The sequence below is a fragment of the Paracoccus salsus genome (genome assembly GCF_021556615.1).
Classification (GTDB): Bacteria; Pseudomonadota; Alphaproteobacteria; order Rhodobacterales; family Rhodobacteraceae; genus Paracoccus; species Paracoccus salsus.
Genome location: NZ_JAKGGD010000002.1, coordinates 332,064 through 346,898, shown reverse-complemented (window position 1 = coordinate 346,898; position 14,835 = coordinate 332,064). Strand labels below are relative to the sequence as shown.

Below are 14,835 nucleotides of genomic sequence, written 5' to 3'. Positions count from 1 at the left end.
CCCCTTCCGAACTTGGGTGTTAGGCAATCTTGTTACCGATCCAGCTTCCGGCGCGCAAGTTCGTTGCGCGCCGGCTTCTGCCAATCAGCGCTCGAGGCACATCGCCACGCCCATGCCGCCGCCGATGCACAGCGTCGCCAGGCCCTTTTTCGCGTCACGGCGCTTCATCTCGAACAGCAGGGTGTTGAGGATGCGGCACCCGGATGCGCCGATCGGATGACCGATGGCGATGGCGCCGCCGTTCACGTTGACGATCGACGGATCCCAGCCCATGTCCTTGTTGACGGCGCAGGCCTGAGCGGCGAAAGCCTCGTTGGCCTCGACCAGATCGAGGTCGCCGACCGACCAGCCGGCCTTCTCCAGCGCCCGGCGGCTGGAAGGGATCGGACCGGTGCCCATGATCGCAGGATCCAGACCGGCGGTCGCATAAGAGGCGATGCGTGCCAGCGGCGTAAGCCCCCGACGCGCGGCCTCTTCCTCGGTCATCACCATGACTGCGGCGGCACCGTCGTTCAGCCCCGAGGCGTTGGCCGCCGTGACCGAGCCATCCTTGGCAAAGGCCGGGCGCAGCTTCTGCATCGCGTCCATCGTCGCGCCGTGCCGGATGTATTCGTCCTTGTCCACGACGCTGTCGCCCTTGCGGGACTTGACGGTGTAGGAAACGATCTCGTCGCTGAAGCGACCGTCCTTCTGGGCGGCCTCGGCCTTGTTCTGCGAGGCAACGGCGAATTCGTCCTGCTGATCGCGGGTGATCTGCCACTTTTCCGCCACATTCTCGGCGGTTTGGCCCATGTGGTAGTTGTTGAACGCGTCCCACAGCCCGTCACGGATCATCGTGTCGATCATCTTCATGTCGCCCATCTTCTGCCCGGCGCGCAGATAGGCGGCGTGGGTGGCCAGCGACATGCTTTCCTGTCCGCCCGCCAGAACGACCGTGGCATCGCCAAGCACGACCTGCTGGGCGGCCAGCGCGACCGCGCGCAGCCCCGAGCCGCACACTTGATTGATCAGCCAGGCGGCGGATTCCTGCGGCAAGCCGGCATTGATATGCGCCTGACGCGCCGGGTTCTGTCCCTGAGCCGCGGTCAGTACCTGTCCGAGGATGGTTTCGCTGACCTCGGCCGGATCGATGCCGGAACGCGCGACCACTTCTCGCAGCACCGCTGCGCCCAGATCGTGCGCCGGAACATTGGCGAATGATCCCATGAAGCTGCCGACCGGCGTGCGGGCGGCGGATACGATAACGGCTTTGGTCATGAAGGGCTCCTTCCCATCTGCGCCGAATGTTCGGCGAATCGCGGTTAGGATGCGGGTTCGCGCCGTCGCGTCAAGCCGGTGACGGGCGATCGCTGTCGCGCGGGGCCGGCTTCTCGCATATCGCGGTTTCCGCGCGGTTGTCGCGGGCCGCGCCTCGAGGACCATGGGCTCGACATCTGACCAGACCCGCCCTGCCGCTTCGCGACTGCCGCGCCGCCGGCTCTGGCGGCGGGGGGATCAGCGCCGCGCGACCGACGGGGGCGACTTCCACGGCGGCGCGATGGTCGGCGCGCCGAAATAGTAGCCTTGCAGGCAGTCGATACCGCTGTCGATCAGGAAGCTTGCATCCTCGGCGGTTTCAACCGATTCGGCGACCGTGAACATGTCGAAATGATGTGCGATCGACATCAGCGCGCGGGTCAGAACCTGATTGTCCGGGTGCCGGGCGATCTCGCGGATGAACTGCCCGTCGATCTTGATCATGTCGAAGCAGAAATCGCGCAGATAGCGGAACGACGTATAGCCGGCGCCGAAATCGTCCAGCGCCAGGCTGATGCCCTGGCGCTGGACCTCGCGCATGAAGTTCTGCACCTGATCGGGCATCCCCATCGCCGAGCTTTCCGTAATCTCCAGGATCAGCCTTTCGCCGATATGGGGATCGTCGGTGATTCCGTCGCGCAGGGTGCGAATCCAGTCGGGATACCCGATCGAACGTGCTGACATGTTGATCGACAGCCGCAGCGACGGGTCCTCGGCCAACGCCTTGAGGCCAAGCGACAGCGAGAGGCAGTCGATCTGGCGTCCAAGCTCGGTCGTTTCGGCCGCCGGCAGGAAATCCCTGAGGGGAACGATCCGGCCCGAATCGTCGATGATGCGGATCAGCCCTTCGTAGAAGGCCGCGCGCTGGGGGCGCTGCGCCTGCACGATCGGCTGAAAGGCAAGCACACCGCTGCCGCGCTCGACCGCGGCGCGCACAGCGGGTAGGGTGATCCGGCTTTGCTGGTCGATCGCGTAATCCAGCGGCGAGCCTTTCGGAATGGTGCCGTTGCTCACATCGGGCCTCATCTTCGGAACGGGTTTTCTTGCACTGTGCGCATGATTGCCTAACTTTGCGTAAAATCGCAGGACAATCTGGACTCGAGGTTAACGTCCCATGACACGCTGCAGCTGGTGCGGCACCGACCCGATCTATGTCGCCTATCACGACCAGGAATGGGGCGTCCCGGAACGCGACCCCCGTGCGCTGTGGGAAAAGCTGGTGCTGGACGGATTCCAGGCCGGCCTCAGCTGGATCACCATCCTGAAGAAACGCGACAATTTCCGCGAGGAGTTCGAGGGCTTCGATCCCGAACGCGTGGCGTGCTGGGACGAAGGACGGATCGACAAGGCGCTGCAGAACCGCGGGATCATCCGCCATCGCGGCAAGATCGCGGCCACCGTCAACGGCGCGCGACGTTTCCTCGAGATCGAGCAGGCCGAGGGCTTTTCGCCGTGGCTGTGGTCCTTTGTGGGCGGCGATCCGATCCAGAACGGATTCGCCGACGCGACCGAGGTGCCAGCCGCCACGCCCGAATCGGTTGCGCTGTCAAAGGCGCTGAAGAAGCGGGGCTTCAGTTTCTGCGGGCCGGTCATCACCTATGCCTTCATGCAGGCGACGGGCATGGTCAACGATCACATGACCAGTTGCCCGCGCCACGCGCAGGTCAGTCGGCTGTCAGCTGCCGGATGACCTGCTTGGCAGGCTCGCTGGCCCAGTCCGCATCCCCCAGCAGACGGGCCACCTCTTTGCCGTCGCGGTCGATCAGCACGCTGACCGGCAGCCCGACCACGCCCATCTCGCGTGCCAGTTTCTGCCTGGGGTCCAGAAGAACCGGCAGGTTCGAGACACCCGTCTCTTCGAAGAAGGATTCGATCTTGGCGGGCGCGTTGCGGCCCGTGGCGATCGGTACGACCTCGAATTCGTCGCCGCCCAGTTCCGTCTGCAACGCGTCCAGCGAGGGCATTTCCTCGCGACAGGGCGCGCACCAGGTCGCCCAGAAGTTCAGCAGCACCACCTTGCCCTTGTAATCGGCAAGGCTGTGGGCGCCCCCGTCGGGGTCCGTGAAAGATGTGTCGGGCAGGCTTGGCGCGTCTTCGGACGGGACCAGCTTGACCATCCCCGCGTCTTTGGCCGCCTGCCAGTCGACCTCGCCGGCGAAGGCGGTGTTTGCACCGATAACCAGCGCCGTATAAAGCAGGGCGGAATGCAGCATGTTACCTCCGAAGGACTTTTCAATGACCGACCGGCCCCAAGCCAAGGATGCCGCCAACAGCATGTGGGGCGGACGCTTTGCCACCGGTCCCGACGCGATCATGGAGGCGATCAACGCCTCGATCGGTTTCGACCGGCGGCTTTACGCCCAGGACATCCGGGGCAGCCGGGCCCATGCCGCCATGCTGGCCGCACAAGGCATCATCAGCGATAGCGATGCGCGGGCCATCGGGGAAGGGCTTCTCACGGTCTTGTCAGAGATCGAGGCCGGCGATTTCCCGTTCTCGACCGCGCTGGAAGATATCCACATGAATGTCGAGGCGCGACTGAAAGAGATCATCGGCGAGCCGGCGGGCCGGTTGCACACCGGCCGGTCGCGCAACGATCAGGTGGCGACCGACTTCAGGCTTTGGGTGCGCGACCAGTGCGATGCGGCCATTGCAAGTCTTCATGCGGTGATCGCCGCGGCGCTTGGCCAGGCCGAGGCGGGGGCAGACTGGGTGATGCCGGGCTTTACGCATCTGCAGACCGCCCAGCCGGTCACATGGGGTCATCACATGATGGCCTATGTCGAGATGTTCGGGCGGGACCTGACGCGCTTTCAGGACGCGCGCCGGCGAATGAACGAATCACCCCTTGGCGCTGCGGCGCTGGCCGGCACCGGTTATCCGATCGACCGCGAAGCGACCGCCGCCGCGCTGGATTTCGACCGGCCGATGGCGAACAGCCTCGATGCGGTCAGCGACCGCGACTTCGCGCTGGAATTCCTGTCCGCCGCCTCGATCTGCGCCGTGCATCTGTCACGCCTGTCGGAAGAGCTGGTGATCTGGTCCTCGGCCCAGTTCCGCTTCGTCGCGATGTCGGACAGATGGTCTACGGGCTCCTCGATCATGCCGCAGAAGCGCAACCCGGACGCGGCCGAGCTGATTCGCGCCAAGATCGGCCGCATCCTGGGCGCGACGGTGGCTTTGTTCACCGTGATGAAGGGCCTGCCCTTGGCCTATTCCAAGGACATGCAGGAAGACAAGGAGCAGGTCTTCGACGCCGCCGACAACCTGATGCTGGCGCTGGCGGCGATGGCCGGGATGCTGTCCGACCTGACCGCCAATCGCGACCGGTTGGAGGCAGCGGCCTCGGCCGGCTTCTCGACCGCGACCGACCTGGCCGACTGGCTGGTGCGCGAAGCCGGGCTGCCTTTCCGCGAGGCCCACCATGTCACCGGTTCGCTGGTCGCAATGGCCGAGGCCAGAGGGTGCGATCTGGATCAGTTGCCGCTTTCGGACATGCAGTCGGTCCACCCGGCCATCTCCCCGTCGGTCTATTCGGTGCTGGGCGTTCACAATTCGGTCGCCTCGCGCCAAAGCTATGGCGGTACGGCCCCCGATCAGGTGCGCGCGCAGATCACGCGCTGGAAAACCAGGTTGCACGGCTGAGCGCGGCAATCTGACACGGTGCGCGCGCCGTCAGTCCATTGCAATATTCATGAACCTGAATGTAATGGAGGACACCCTGATGAAGGCATTCGTTCTGGCCGCCGTTCTTGCGGTCGCGTCGCCCGGTCTCGCGCTTGCGCAGATGCAGCCGTCCGACCCGGCAGCAACCGGGCTGTCGCAGCCGGTCATCGCGCTGACCGGTGTTCTGGCGAAGAACACGGACACGCTTGCGCTGAACGACGAGCAAAAGGCCGCACTTGCGTCCTGGCTGGCCGAGATGCCCGCCATGCGCAAGTCGCTCGAGGATGAAGCGGTCGCCCTGCGCACCGAAATCCGTGCCAAGATTGCCGCCGGCGCACCGGCCGAAGAGCGCGAATCGCTGGCCCGGCAGATCGGTGAGAAAGAGACGGCTCTGATCATGATGCGTTCGGAATGCGTCGATCACTGGCGCGAGGTGCTGAGTGCGGACCAGTTTGCCCGGCTTCTCCAGCTGGCCGCGGTGACCGAATAGCGGCTTTCCGGGAGGCGGCGGGATATTTGCTTTCGCCGCCGCCTCTGACATAGATGCGTCATTGCCAGGGGTGACGCAGATGATACGTATTCCAGTCTCCGGCGCAGCCGCGCTTCTTGTCCTGACCGCCACGCTGCTGGCGGGTTGCGGGGTCGACGGCCCTCCCGAGCGGCCAGCGGCGCCCAGGACTCCTGCGAAATCCAGCATCTCGATGTCCGGACACGCCACGACGGGCGTCGTGACGGAGTTGTAGGTGGATCACTTCAACTACCATGGCGGCGCGCTGCATGCCGAAGACGTGCCTCTGTCGCGCATCGCGGCGCAGGTGGGCACGCCTGTTTATGTCTACTCCGCCGCCACGCTGACGCGCCATTTCGGGCTGTTCAGGCAGGCGCTGGACTGGACGGACCATCTGGTCTGCTTCGCCGTGAAGGCCAACTCGAACCTTGCCGTGCTGAAGCTGTTGGGCGATCTCGGTGCAGGCATGGACGTCGTCTCGGGTGGCGAGTATCGGCGCGCCAGGGCCGCCGGCGTGCCGGGTGAGCGCATCGTGTTCTCGGGTGTCGGCAAGACCATCCCCGAGATGCGACAGGCGATCGAAGGCGGAATCCGGCAGTTCAACATCGAGAGCGAGCCCGAGATGCGTGCGTTGTCGGACCTGGCTGCCAGCATGGGCACCGAGGTGCCGGTGGCGATCCGGGTGAACCCGGACGTGGACGCCCGGACGCATGAGAAGATCGCAACCGGCAAATCCGACAACAAGTTCGGCATCCCGATCGCCAGGGCGCGGACCGTCTATGCCGAGGCGGCGGCGCTGCCAGGGCTGAAGATTGTCGGCGTGGACGTCCATATCGGCAGTCAACTGACCGATCTGGACCCCTATCGCGTGGCCTACGCGAAAGTCGCCGATCTGACGCGGGCGCTGCGCGCGGACGGTCACGCGATCACCCGGCTGGATCTGGGCGGCGGGCTTGGCATCCCCTATCGACGCGACAACAACGCCCCGCCGCTGCCGATCGAATATGGCGAGGTGATCCGCGAGACGGTCGGCGAACTGGGCTGCGAGATCGAGATCGAGCCGGGCCGAAACATCGTCGGGAATGCCGGAATCCTGCTGGCCTCGGTCATCTATCTCAAGCAGGGCGAGGGGCGGGATTTCCTGATTGTGGATGCGGCGATGAACGACCTGCTGCGACCGGCGATGTATGGCGCGCATCACGACATCGTGCCGGTGGTCGAACCGGCCGTCGGCGCCGAGGTCCGGCGCTTCGACGTGGTCGGCCCGGTCTGCGAATCGGGTGACACCTTCCAGAAGGACACGCAGTTGCCGATGCTGGCGGCGGCCGACCTGATCGCGTTCCGATCCGCCGGGGCCTACGGCGCGGTCATGGCCTCCGAATACAACTCGCGCCCGCTGGTGCCCGAGGTTCTGGTCAGCGGCGATCACTTCGCCGTCATCCGCGCAAGGCCGACATTTGAGGACATGCTGTCCCGCGATACCATCCCGGAATGGCTTTGACCCGACGCTTGCGCGAACCGTCAGCGCCGGGGGCTGTCTGCCCCCGGACGCCCGAGGATATTTACGGACCAAGGCAGGCCGGTATCCTGCTGGCGCTTCGGCTGACCCGCTGGGGGATGGTGTGGGAACGAGCGGCGCGTGCCTTCTGGCCGCTGGCTGCTTTGCTGGGCGCGATTTTCGCGGGTTTCGCGCTGGGTGGCGTGACGGCGATTCCCCAATCGGTGCTGCCCTGGGCGGCGGGGCTGGCGCTGGTCGCTGTCATCCTTGCAGCGATTCGCGGCGGGCTGCGCTATCGCCGGGTACGGGCGCCCGAGGCGGTGGATCGACTGGACCGGTCCTTGCAGGGCCGCCCCCTGGCGGCTTTGGGCGACAGCGCGGCGATTGGCGGCGAGGGCGCGCTGTGGCAGGCGCATCTGGCGCAGATGCGGACGCGGGCGGCCGCGGCGCGGGCGGTCCGGCCCGATGCCGATCTGGCCCGAAGCGATCCGCTGGCGCTGCGTCTGGCCTCGCTGGTGGCGCTGGTGATGGCGTTGATCTTTGGCGGCGCCGCGCAGATGGGGCAGGGCGTGTCGGCGATTGCGGCCACGGTCGGGCGGCCGCTGGCCGGAGCCACTGCCGAGACCGGCCCCAGCTGGGAAGGCTGGGCCGAGCCGCCGGCCTACACGCGCAGGCCGACGATCTATCTGAACGCCCTGCGCGCGGGGCAGGTTCTGGAACTGCCCAAGGGCAGCGCCGTGACGTTCCGGCTGTACGGGGACGGAGCCGCCGTGACGCAGGACATCGGCAGCATCGTAAGCGACGATCCCGGCGCCCCGGGTTTCCGGGCCGAGAGATCGGGCGTCATCGCGGTCGCGGGACAGCGCATCGATGTGTCCGTTTCGCCCGACCAGCCGCCGGTGATCAAGGCCGGGGCCGCGCCGACGCGCCGTGCCGATGGGCGGATGATGCAGGATTTCGAGGCCGAGGACGACCACGGTGTCATCGCCGGCGAGGCGCGGATCGCGCTGGATCTGGCTGCGGTGGACCGGCGGTTCGGGCTGGCGGTCGAGCCCGAGCCGCGCGCGCCGATCGCGCTTGCCCTTCCCATGCCGCGCGGCGGTGATCGGCGCGCGGTGCAGGGGCAACTGGTCGAGGATCTGGCGCGGCATCCCTGGGCCAACCTGCCGGTCAGCCTGACACTCGAGGCGATCGACGGCATCGACCAGGTCGGCGAGGCTGCGCCGCTGCGGACGCTGCTGCCGGGCCGACGCTTCTTCGAGCCGCGCGCTGCCGCGTTGATCGAACTGCGCCGCGACCTGCTGTGGTCGCGCGAGAATGCCGGGCGCAGCGCCGAGATCCTGCGTGCGATCACCTGGCAGCCTGACGGCTACATCGATCAATCCCTGTATCGGCAGCTGCGCGCTGCGGTGCGCCAGCTTGAAGCCGGCCCGCTGGATGACGAGGCGCGCGACAAGCTGGCCGAGGCGCTGTGGAAAGCGGCCATCCTGCTCGAGGACGGCGGTCTGGCTGACGCCCTGGCGCGCATGAAGCAGGCGCAGGAGAAACTGTCCGAGGCGATCCGCAACGGAGCAAGCCCCGACGAGATTCAGCGGCTGATGGACGAGCTGCGAGAGGCGACCGACGCCTATACACGGATGCTCGCCGAGCAGGGCGAGCGCGATCCGGCGGACCGATTTGCACAGAACCAGCAGACCCAGACGATCACCGGCGACCAGATCCAGCAGATGATGGACGAGATCCAGCGCCTGATGAACGAGGGTCGGATGGCCGAGGCCCAGCAATTGCTGGAGCAGTTCAACAGGATGATGGAAAATCTGCAGGTCACGCAGGGTCAGGGTGGCGAGGGACAGGAGGGCAGCCAGGGCAACGAACCGATGAACCGGCTGGCTGACACGTTGCGCGAGCAGCAGCGGCTGTCCGACGAGGCGTTTCGCGACATGCAGGAGCAGTTCGGCCAGGGGCAGCCGGGCCAGCCTTCGGGCCGCGCCGACGAGTTGGCGCAACGTCAGCGCGAGCTGCGCGAACAGTTGGGCCAGCAGCGCGGCATGCTGCCGGGGCAGGGCTCGGAACAGGGCGACCAGGCGGGTCGCCAGCTGGACGAGGCCGGGCGCGCGATGGAGGACGCCGAACAGGCCCTGCGCGAGGGCGATACCGGCAGCGCCTTGCAGCGCCAGGCCGACGCGATCGAATCGATGCGCGAGGGGATGCGGGCCCTGTCCGACATGATGGGGCAGCAGGATCGCCGCAGCGCCGAGCAGGGCCAGCAAGACGGCCAGCAACCGGGCGACCAGCCCGGCGATTCGGGGCAGGCCGGTCAGGACATGAACGGCAGCGACAGGCGCGCAATGCTTGATCCCCTGGGGCGCCAGCGGGATGGAAACGGAAACATCATCACCATGGGCGATCCATTGGCCGAGGGGATCGATCCGGCGCGGCGCGCGCGCGATCTGCTGGACGAAATCCGTCGGCGCAGCGGCCAGCGCGAGCGCCCGCAGGACGAGCGCGACTATCTGGGCCGGTTGCTGGAACGGTTCTGAGGGCGGGTTGCGTCCCGGCCGTCAGCCGAACAGGCTGCTCACCCCGGCCTGAAGCCAGATCCGACCCCGGTCAACCATCTGCCTGAATCCGGCCAGCGCCTCGCCCACCGTGCCCTCGTCGGACATGCCCGGCGCCAGAAGATACAGCGTCAGGCCGACAGCGGCGATCATCGCCGCCAATCCAAATCCCATGCTGTAGCCGGACGATCCCGGGGATGAGGCGGCCAACCCGGCGTGATGTGAAGCAGGGCGATGGTCCCTTGTGACCTCGGCGGCGGGATGACCGCGCCCGGTCGGCTGGGTTGCCGGGGCGTGAGGCGGCAGGCTCAGCTCCGCCGTGGGGTCAGGCTGCGGCGCGGGTGCGCTGACCATCGCACGGGTCGCGCCGGCCGGAACGACGGGTTGCGGGCCGGCCGGCGGCGGCCGGTCGGCAGGGCCGGTGACGGTGGTCGCCGGCCATTCGGTGTCGGTGTCGCCGATCACCGCCATCCGGTCCGCTGCCTCGTCATCATCGTCGCCGGACCCGGAGCGCGCGTTCTCGGCCTGCCGGGCCCGCCGCTCGTGCTCGACTTCCTCGCGCAGGATGGTCAGGACGCTTGCCGGAACCCTGCGTGCCAGCGGCGCGGGGTCAGGCACCTGCGGCTGGGGCGTTTCGCGTCGGACATTCGCGGACGGGCCGAAGGCAAGCGTGTATGAAACCTGCTCGGGGCTTTCGTCCGCGGCTTTTGAACTGGCCGGTGCCGGCGGGGCCGAGCCCGTCGCGCCGGCTTTCCATATCCTGCCGCAGGCTGTGCATTCGACCTCGCGCCCGGTTGCGGGAACGGCTGCGGAGGGCAGGCGGTATTCGGCACCGCAGCCCGGACAAATCAACCTTATTTCACCCATGCCGACCCTCGCATTCGCCTGCCCGCTGTTCTATCAAGCGCGGGCCCGGCTTCCAAGCGGCCGGCGCAGCATGCCGCAACAAATGCCCGCAACAAAGGGGGTGGCGCTTGATCCAGATGGAAGATGTCGGCTTCGGCTATCACGGCGGCGCCGAGCTGTTGTCGAACATGACGCTCAGCCTGCAGCCGGGGATGTTCCATTTCCTCACCGGGCCGTCCGGATCTGGCAAGACCACGCTTCTCAGGCTGTGCTACGCGGATCTGCTGCCCACATCGGGCCGGATGAGCGTCTTTGGCCAGGACCTGCGCGGACTTGGGCGCGACGACATCGCGATGCTGCGGCGGCGCGTCGGCGTGGTTCATCAGGACACCCAGTTCCTGGATCACCTGCCGGTCGCCGAGAATGTCGCCCTGCCGCTGAACGTGTCGGGGCAGGGGGTGGACATGGACGCGCTTCGCGATCTTCTGGGCTGGGTGCAGCTGTCGCAGCAGGCGCGCGCGCTGCCGCCGTCTCTGTCGGGCGGGGAGCGCCAGCGTGCCGCGCTGGCGCGAGCGGTGATCCTGTCGCCGGACCTGGTTCTGGCCGACGAGCCGACGGGTAATCTGGATTGGGAAATGTCGATGCGGCTGATGCAGTTGCTGATCGAGCTGAACAAGTCGGGCAAGACCGTGCTGGTGGCGACACATGACCTGAACCTGATCCGCGCCGCCAAGGCGCAGGTCGCGGCGCGGGTGCTGCGGATCGCCGGCGGCGCGCTTCATCTGGCGGGGGCGGATCTGTGAGACGGACGGAATTCAGGGCGCTGAACCTGCGCGCGCTGTGGCAGGGCCTGTTGCGGCGCGATGGCGACAAGGGCGACAGGATCGTGCCACCCACGGGCTATACCGCGCAGCTGACCTTGTTCTCGGCAGGGGCGATGGCGTTTCTGGCGGTGTTCGCGCTGGCGCTGGCGCTGGCCACCGGCCGGCTGGCGGATCGCTGGTCGTCGCAACTGGCGCAGTCGGTGACGGTGCGTGTCAGCGCGCCCGCCTCCGAACAGCAGGCGCGGGCGCAGGCGGTCGTACAGATCCTTCAGGCGACGCCGGGTGCAGGGACGCCGCGGCTGTTGTCGAACGAGGCCGTGGCCGAGTTGCTGGCCCCCTGGTTCGGCCCCGACATGCCGGTGGATGCGCTGCCGGTGCCCGCCCTGATCGACTTGCCGATCACCGGCGCGGAGTTCGATGCCGAAGGCTTGCGGCTGCGGCTGGAGGCCGAGGCGCCCGGGGCGGTTCTGGACGACCATACCGAATGGCGACGACCGCTGGTCTCGGCGGCGAACCGGCTGCGGGTCCTGGGGGTGATCTCGCTGCTGCTGATCGTGGCGGCGTCGGCCTCGATGATCACGCTGGCGGCCAAGGCCGCGCTGGCGGCGAACGGGCAGGTGATCCGCGTGCTGCGGCTGATCGGGGCGCGCGACATCACCATCGCCACCGCCTTCGTGCGCCGTTTCACGCAACGCGCGGCGATCGGTGCCGGGGTCGGCACACTGATCGGCATGGGAGCCGTCGCGCTGCTTCCGGGAATGGACGCGGCCGGCGGGTTTCTGACCGGACTTGGCTTTCAGGGCTGGGGCTGGCTGCTGCCGCTGCTGATCCCGATCGTCGCTGCGGCGGTCGGGTTCTTCGCGACCCGATGGGCGGCGCTCAACATGCTGGAGGCTGTCCGATGAGCGCGCAATCGTCGACACCCGGACCGCTGGGGCCGTGGCAATATCTGCAGAACGCGCTTTACTATCTGCATATCGGTCTGGCCACGGTGGCGATCGGGATGGGCGGCTTGCCCTGGGTCATGATGCGCGGCCGGGCGGCCGCAAGTGCGGTGGCTGGCCGCTGGGTCGGCTACCTGTTATGGGCGGCGCGGCTGCATCTGGGCGTCACCTGCGAAGTGCGCGGCACGCCCCCGACCGGCGATTGCATCGTTGCAGCCAAGCATCAGTGTTTCCTGGACATTCTGGCCATCGCCCACGCCGTGAAACGGCCCGCCTTCATCATGAAGCGCGAGGTGATGCGGGTGCCGGTGATGGGCTGGTACGCCTACAAGGTCGGCGGCATCCCCATCGACCGGTCGCGTGGCCGCGACGCGCTGCGGGCGATCTCGGGCGAGATCAATGCGCGGATGACTTCGGGCGAGGGGCTGGGCCAGCTGATCATCTATCCGGAAGGAACGCGGACCCGGCCGGGCGAGCATCGCGACTACAAGCACGGCGTCGGCACGCTGCGTGCGGCGACGACGCTGCCGGTCGTGCCGGTCGCTGTGAATACCGGCCTGTTCTGGCCCCGCAAGGGCTGGGGCGTGCGGCCGGGACGGGCGGTGGTCGAGTTCCTGCCGGTGATCGGGGCCGATTTGCCGCGACATGCCTTCATGCCGCGGCTTCGGGCCGAGATCGAGGATCATTCCGATCGGCTGATGGCAGAGGCCGGATTTGCGCCCGACGCCGGCTGAGCGCGCGGCCCGGCAGTCCGGGTGTTGCGCGCAACGGCAGCGGGCGTTGCGGGTGACCGGCAGATTGTCCCCGTGCCGTCCGGTCCAGCAAATGCAGGGAAATCGCCGGCACAACGCCTGCACCGGACAGGCACCGAGGGTGCACAGCGCGTACACCGCTTGCGGACCCCCGGTCAGGAAAGCGTCAATTTCCGGGCTGCGACAGGCAAGGCCGGGGCCGCGCCGCCTGACGTCGCTGCCGGCAACGTGACCCGCGTTGTCCTCGCCATTGCGATGACACCGCAGACCACCTAGAAAAGGACCGGGAACCGACATTGGGGTGGCGCCTTGCCTGAAGACATGTCCGATGCAGACGTGGCCCTTGACCGCGATCTGTTCTTTCGCAGGTTGCTGCGCGACCTGAGCGGGACGCTGGAAGGTGTCGTGGGTCTTGAAGCCGCCGAGGGCTATATCAGCACCGTGGGCGGTCAGGTCGGGCTGTGGATCGACGCATCGTATCGCGAGGTCCTCGGCAAGACGCAGCTTCGCCCCGAAGAGGTCGCGTCCGTTTGCGTCGATCTCAAGAAGCGCATCGGCGGAGATTTCTACCTGATCTCCATCGATGAGGACAAGATGGTCTTCGGCAATCGCCGCTGCCCGTTCGGGGAGATGGTCGTCGGCCGGACATCGCTTTGCATGATGACATCCAATGTCTTTGGCCGGATATCTGCGGACAATCTTGGCTATGCGCGCGTGCAGCTGGACGAGACCATCGCAAGGGGTGATCCGGGCTGCCGCGTCGTCGTCCATCTGAAACCGCATGACGACGCCGCCCCGGACGCGCGCGAATACTATCGGTTGCCGCGCCATCCCGCTGACGAGACATCATGACCGGGCGCAGCCAGGCGCCGATCGCGGATCTGGCGCTGGACGCGCATCCCTGCACGACGCTGGTCGTCGATCTGGAAGGGCGCGTGCTTTATGCGAACGCCGCCGGGCGAAACGCCTTCGGGCTGGCCCGACCGTCCGGACCCGTGCCGTGCGATATTGCCGGCTGGAAGACGCGGCCCATGCCGCTTGCCGACCTGTTGCGATCCGCGTCCATGTCGTCGAACTGGATCCCGGCGCATTTCTTCCGCGATGAGGTTTCGATCCACGCCAGGGCGCGCGGTCTGCCGCCCGATGGCACGGCCATGCCTCGCATCCTGATTGCATCGGTCGCCGATTCCACCGCGCAATTCTCGATCCACGCGCAGCAGATCAGGGACCTGAATTCCCAGCTTGCCCTTTACCAGAAGAAATCGGACGAGCTGGAAGCTTCGGTGGCGGTGGCGAAGTTCCTGGAACGCGAACTGGTGCACCGGGTCAAGAACAACCTGGCGATCATCTCGGCCCTGCTCAACGAGCAGGCCCGTTCGGCAGGCGATCAGAGCGTCAGCGGCGCCCTGCGCAGCGCAGCCAGCCGGATCAAGTCGATTGCCGTCGTTCACGACATCCTCGACAGCAACCATCAGACCGAAATCGTCGAACTGGCCGAGCTTATGCCGAAGCTGATCAACGGCATCCGCGCGGCTCTTTGCCCGAAACATATCCGGATCGAGGTCGAGACCGAAAGCGCGGCGATCCATATCGACCTGGCGCTGCCGCTGGCGCTTCTGGTCAACGAACTGGTAACGAACGCGATCAAGCACGCCTTCCCTGGCCGCAGTTCAGGCCGGATCCATTGCCGCTGCACCATCCTGGACGTCGAAATCGAGATAACGGTCAGCGATGATGGCGTCGGCCTGCCCGTCGACCGGGCCGGAGAACCGCGCCAGCCCTACATGGTGGGCGCGCTTGTCAGCCAGATCGATGGCAGCATGGAGTGCCGGCTGGATCAGGGAACCGAATGGAGGCTGCGTTTTCCGTTCCGCGCGACGCGCAGGCTTGCGGCGACGGTCGGCAGCGGGTGACGAATGCGCCGCGGCAGGGCGCGGGTCCGG

General features: G+C 67.1%; 15 protein-coding genes. 11 read left to right on the top strand and 4 right to left on the bottom strand.

Features of this window, described 5'->3' with window-relative positions; translation table 11 throughout:
• Positions 1 to 84: 84 nt before the first annotated feature.
• Together L1965_RS04980 and L1965_RS04975 are read right to left on the bottom strand one after the other, a co-directional pair.
• Positions 85 to 1,257: an acetyl-CoA C-acetyltransferase gene (locus L1965_RS04980; RefSeq protein ID WP_235755307.1), complete on the bottom strand. Its 1,173-nt coding sequence runs from the start codon at positions 1,255 to 1,257 to the stop codon at positions 85 to 87.
• A gap of 237 nt (positions 1,258 to 1,494) precedes the next feature.
• Positions 1,495 to 2,322, bottom strand: a complete 828-nt coding sequence (locus tag L1965_RS04975; protein ID WP_439332048.1) for an EAL domain-containing protein — start codon at positions 2,320 to 2,322, stop codon at positions 1,495 to 1,497.
• A gap of 88 nt (positions 2,323 to 2,410) precedes the next feature.
• Here L1965_RS04975 and L1965_RS04970 point away from each other — a divergent pair, with 88 nt between their 5' ends.
• Positions 2,411 to 2,986, top strand: coding sequence for a DNA-3-methyladenine glycosylase I (locus tag L1965_RS04970; protein WP_235755305.1), 576 nt, complete (start codon positions 2,411 to 2,413; stop codon positions 2,984 to 2,986).
• On the opposite strand, the gene L1965_RS04965 is transcribed toward L1965_RS04970, so the two are convergent.
• The gene (locus tag L1965_RS04965; protein ID WP_235755304.1) at positions 2,961 to 3,509 is read right to left on the bottom strand and encodes a TlpA disulfide reductase family protein; all 549 of its coding nucleotides are present in this window, start codon (positions 3,507 to 3,509) and stop codon (positions 2,961 to 2,963) included. The genes L1965_RS04970 and L1965_RS04965 overlap by 26 nt on opposite strands.
• Before the next feature lie 22 nt (positions 3,510 to 3,531).
• On the opposite strand from L1965_RS04965, the gene argH reads away from it, so the two are divergent.
• From argH to L1965_RS04940, 5 genes are all read left to right on the top strand, one after another.
• Positions 3,532 to 4,941, top strand: coding sequence for an argininosuccinate lyase (argH, locus tag L1965_RS04960; protein WP_235755303.1), 1,410 nt, complete (start codon positions 3,532 to 3,534; stop codon positions 4,939 to 4,941).
• A gap of 49 nt (positions 4,942 to 4,990) precedes the next feature.
• Positions 4,991 to 5,452, top strand: a complete 462-nt coding sequence (locus L1965_RS04955) for a hypothetical protein (protein WP_235755302.1) — start codon at positions 4,991 to 4,993, stop codon at positions 5,450 to 5,452.
• A gap of 79 nt (positions 5,453 to 5,531) precedes the next feature.
• Complete coding sequence (locus tag L1965_RS04950; protein WP_235755301.1) at positions 5,532 to 5,705, top strand: lipoprotein; 174 nt, start codon at positions 5,532 to 5,534, stop codon at positions 5,703 to 5,705.
• The gene (gene lysA / locus L1965_RS04945) at positions 5,706 to 6,971 is read left to right on the top strand and encodes a diaminopimelate decarboxylase (protein WP_235755300.1); all 1,266 of its coding nucleotides are present in this window, start codon (positions 5,706 to 5,708) and stop codon (positions 6,969 to 6,971) included. It begins immediately after the preceding gene.
• Positions 6,968 to 9,508, top strand: coding sequence for a DUF4175 domain-containing protein (locus L1965_RS04940; RefSeq protein WP_338421465.1), 2,541 nt, complete (start codon positions 6,968 to 6,970; stop codon positions 9,506 to 9,508). The genes lysA and L1965_RS04940 overlap by 4 nt, the downstream gene beginning before the upstream one ends.
• Positions 9,509 to 9,529: 21 nt before the next feature.
• Here L1965_RS04940 and L1965_RS04935 read toward each other — a convergent pair whose 3' ends face one another.
• Complete coding sequence (locus tag L1965_RS04935) at positions 9,530 to 10,393, bottom strand: zinc-ribbon domain-containing protein (protein ID WP_235755299.1); 864 nt, start codon at positions 10,391 to 10,393, stop codon at positions 9,530 to 9,532.
• Positions 10,394 to 10,509: 116 nt separating this feature from the next.
• Here L1965_RS04935 and L1965_RS04930 point away from each other — a divergent pair, with 116 nt between their 5' ends.
• The 5 genes from L1965_RS04930 to L1965_RS04910 all read left to right on the top strand — a co-directional run bounded on the left by L1965_RS04930 (position 10,510) and on the right by L1965_RS04910 (position 14,805).
• Positions 10,510 to 11,175, top strand: a complete 666-nt coding sequence (locus L1965_RS04930) for a cell division ATP-binding protein FtsE (RefSeq protein ID WP_439332060.1) — start codon at positions 10,510 to 10,512, stop codon at positions 11,173 to 11,175.
• Entirely contained in the window at positions 11,172 to 12,101 is a 930-nt protein-coding gene (locus L1965_RS04925; protein ID WP_235755297.1) for a cell division protein FtsX, read from the top strand. The genes L1965_RS04930 and L1965_RS04925 overlap by 4 nt, the downstream gene beginning before the upstream one ends.
• Positions 12,098 to 12,874, top strand: coding sequence for a lysophospholipid acyltransferase family protein (locus L1965_RS04920; protein WP_235755296.1), 777 nt, complete (start codon positions 12,098 to 12,100; stop codon positions 12,872 to 12,874). The genes L1965_RS04925 and L1965_RS04920 overlap by 4 nt, the downstream gene beginning before the upstream one ends.
• 339 nt (positions 12,875 to 13,213) lie before the next feature.
• On the top strand, positions 13,214 to 13,744 hold the full coding sequence (locus L1965_RS04915) for a methanogen output domain 1-containing protein (RefSeq protein ID WP_235755295.1): 531 nt from the start codon (positions 13,214 to 13,216) through the stop codon (positions 13,742 to 13,744).
• Positions 13,741 to 14,805: a sensor histidine kinase gene (locus L1965_RS04910; RefSeq protein WP_235755294.1), complete on the top strand. Its 1,065-nt coding sequence runs from the start codon at positions 13,741 to 13,743 to the stop codon at positions 14,803 to 14,805. Before L1965_RS04915 ends, L1965_RS04910 begins: the two co-directional genes overlap by 4 nt.
• The last annotated feature ends 30 nt before the right edge of the window (positions 14,806 to 14,835 follow it).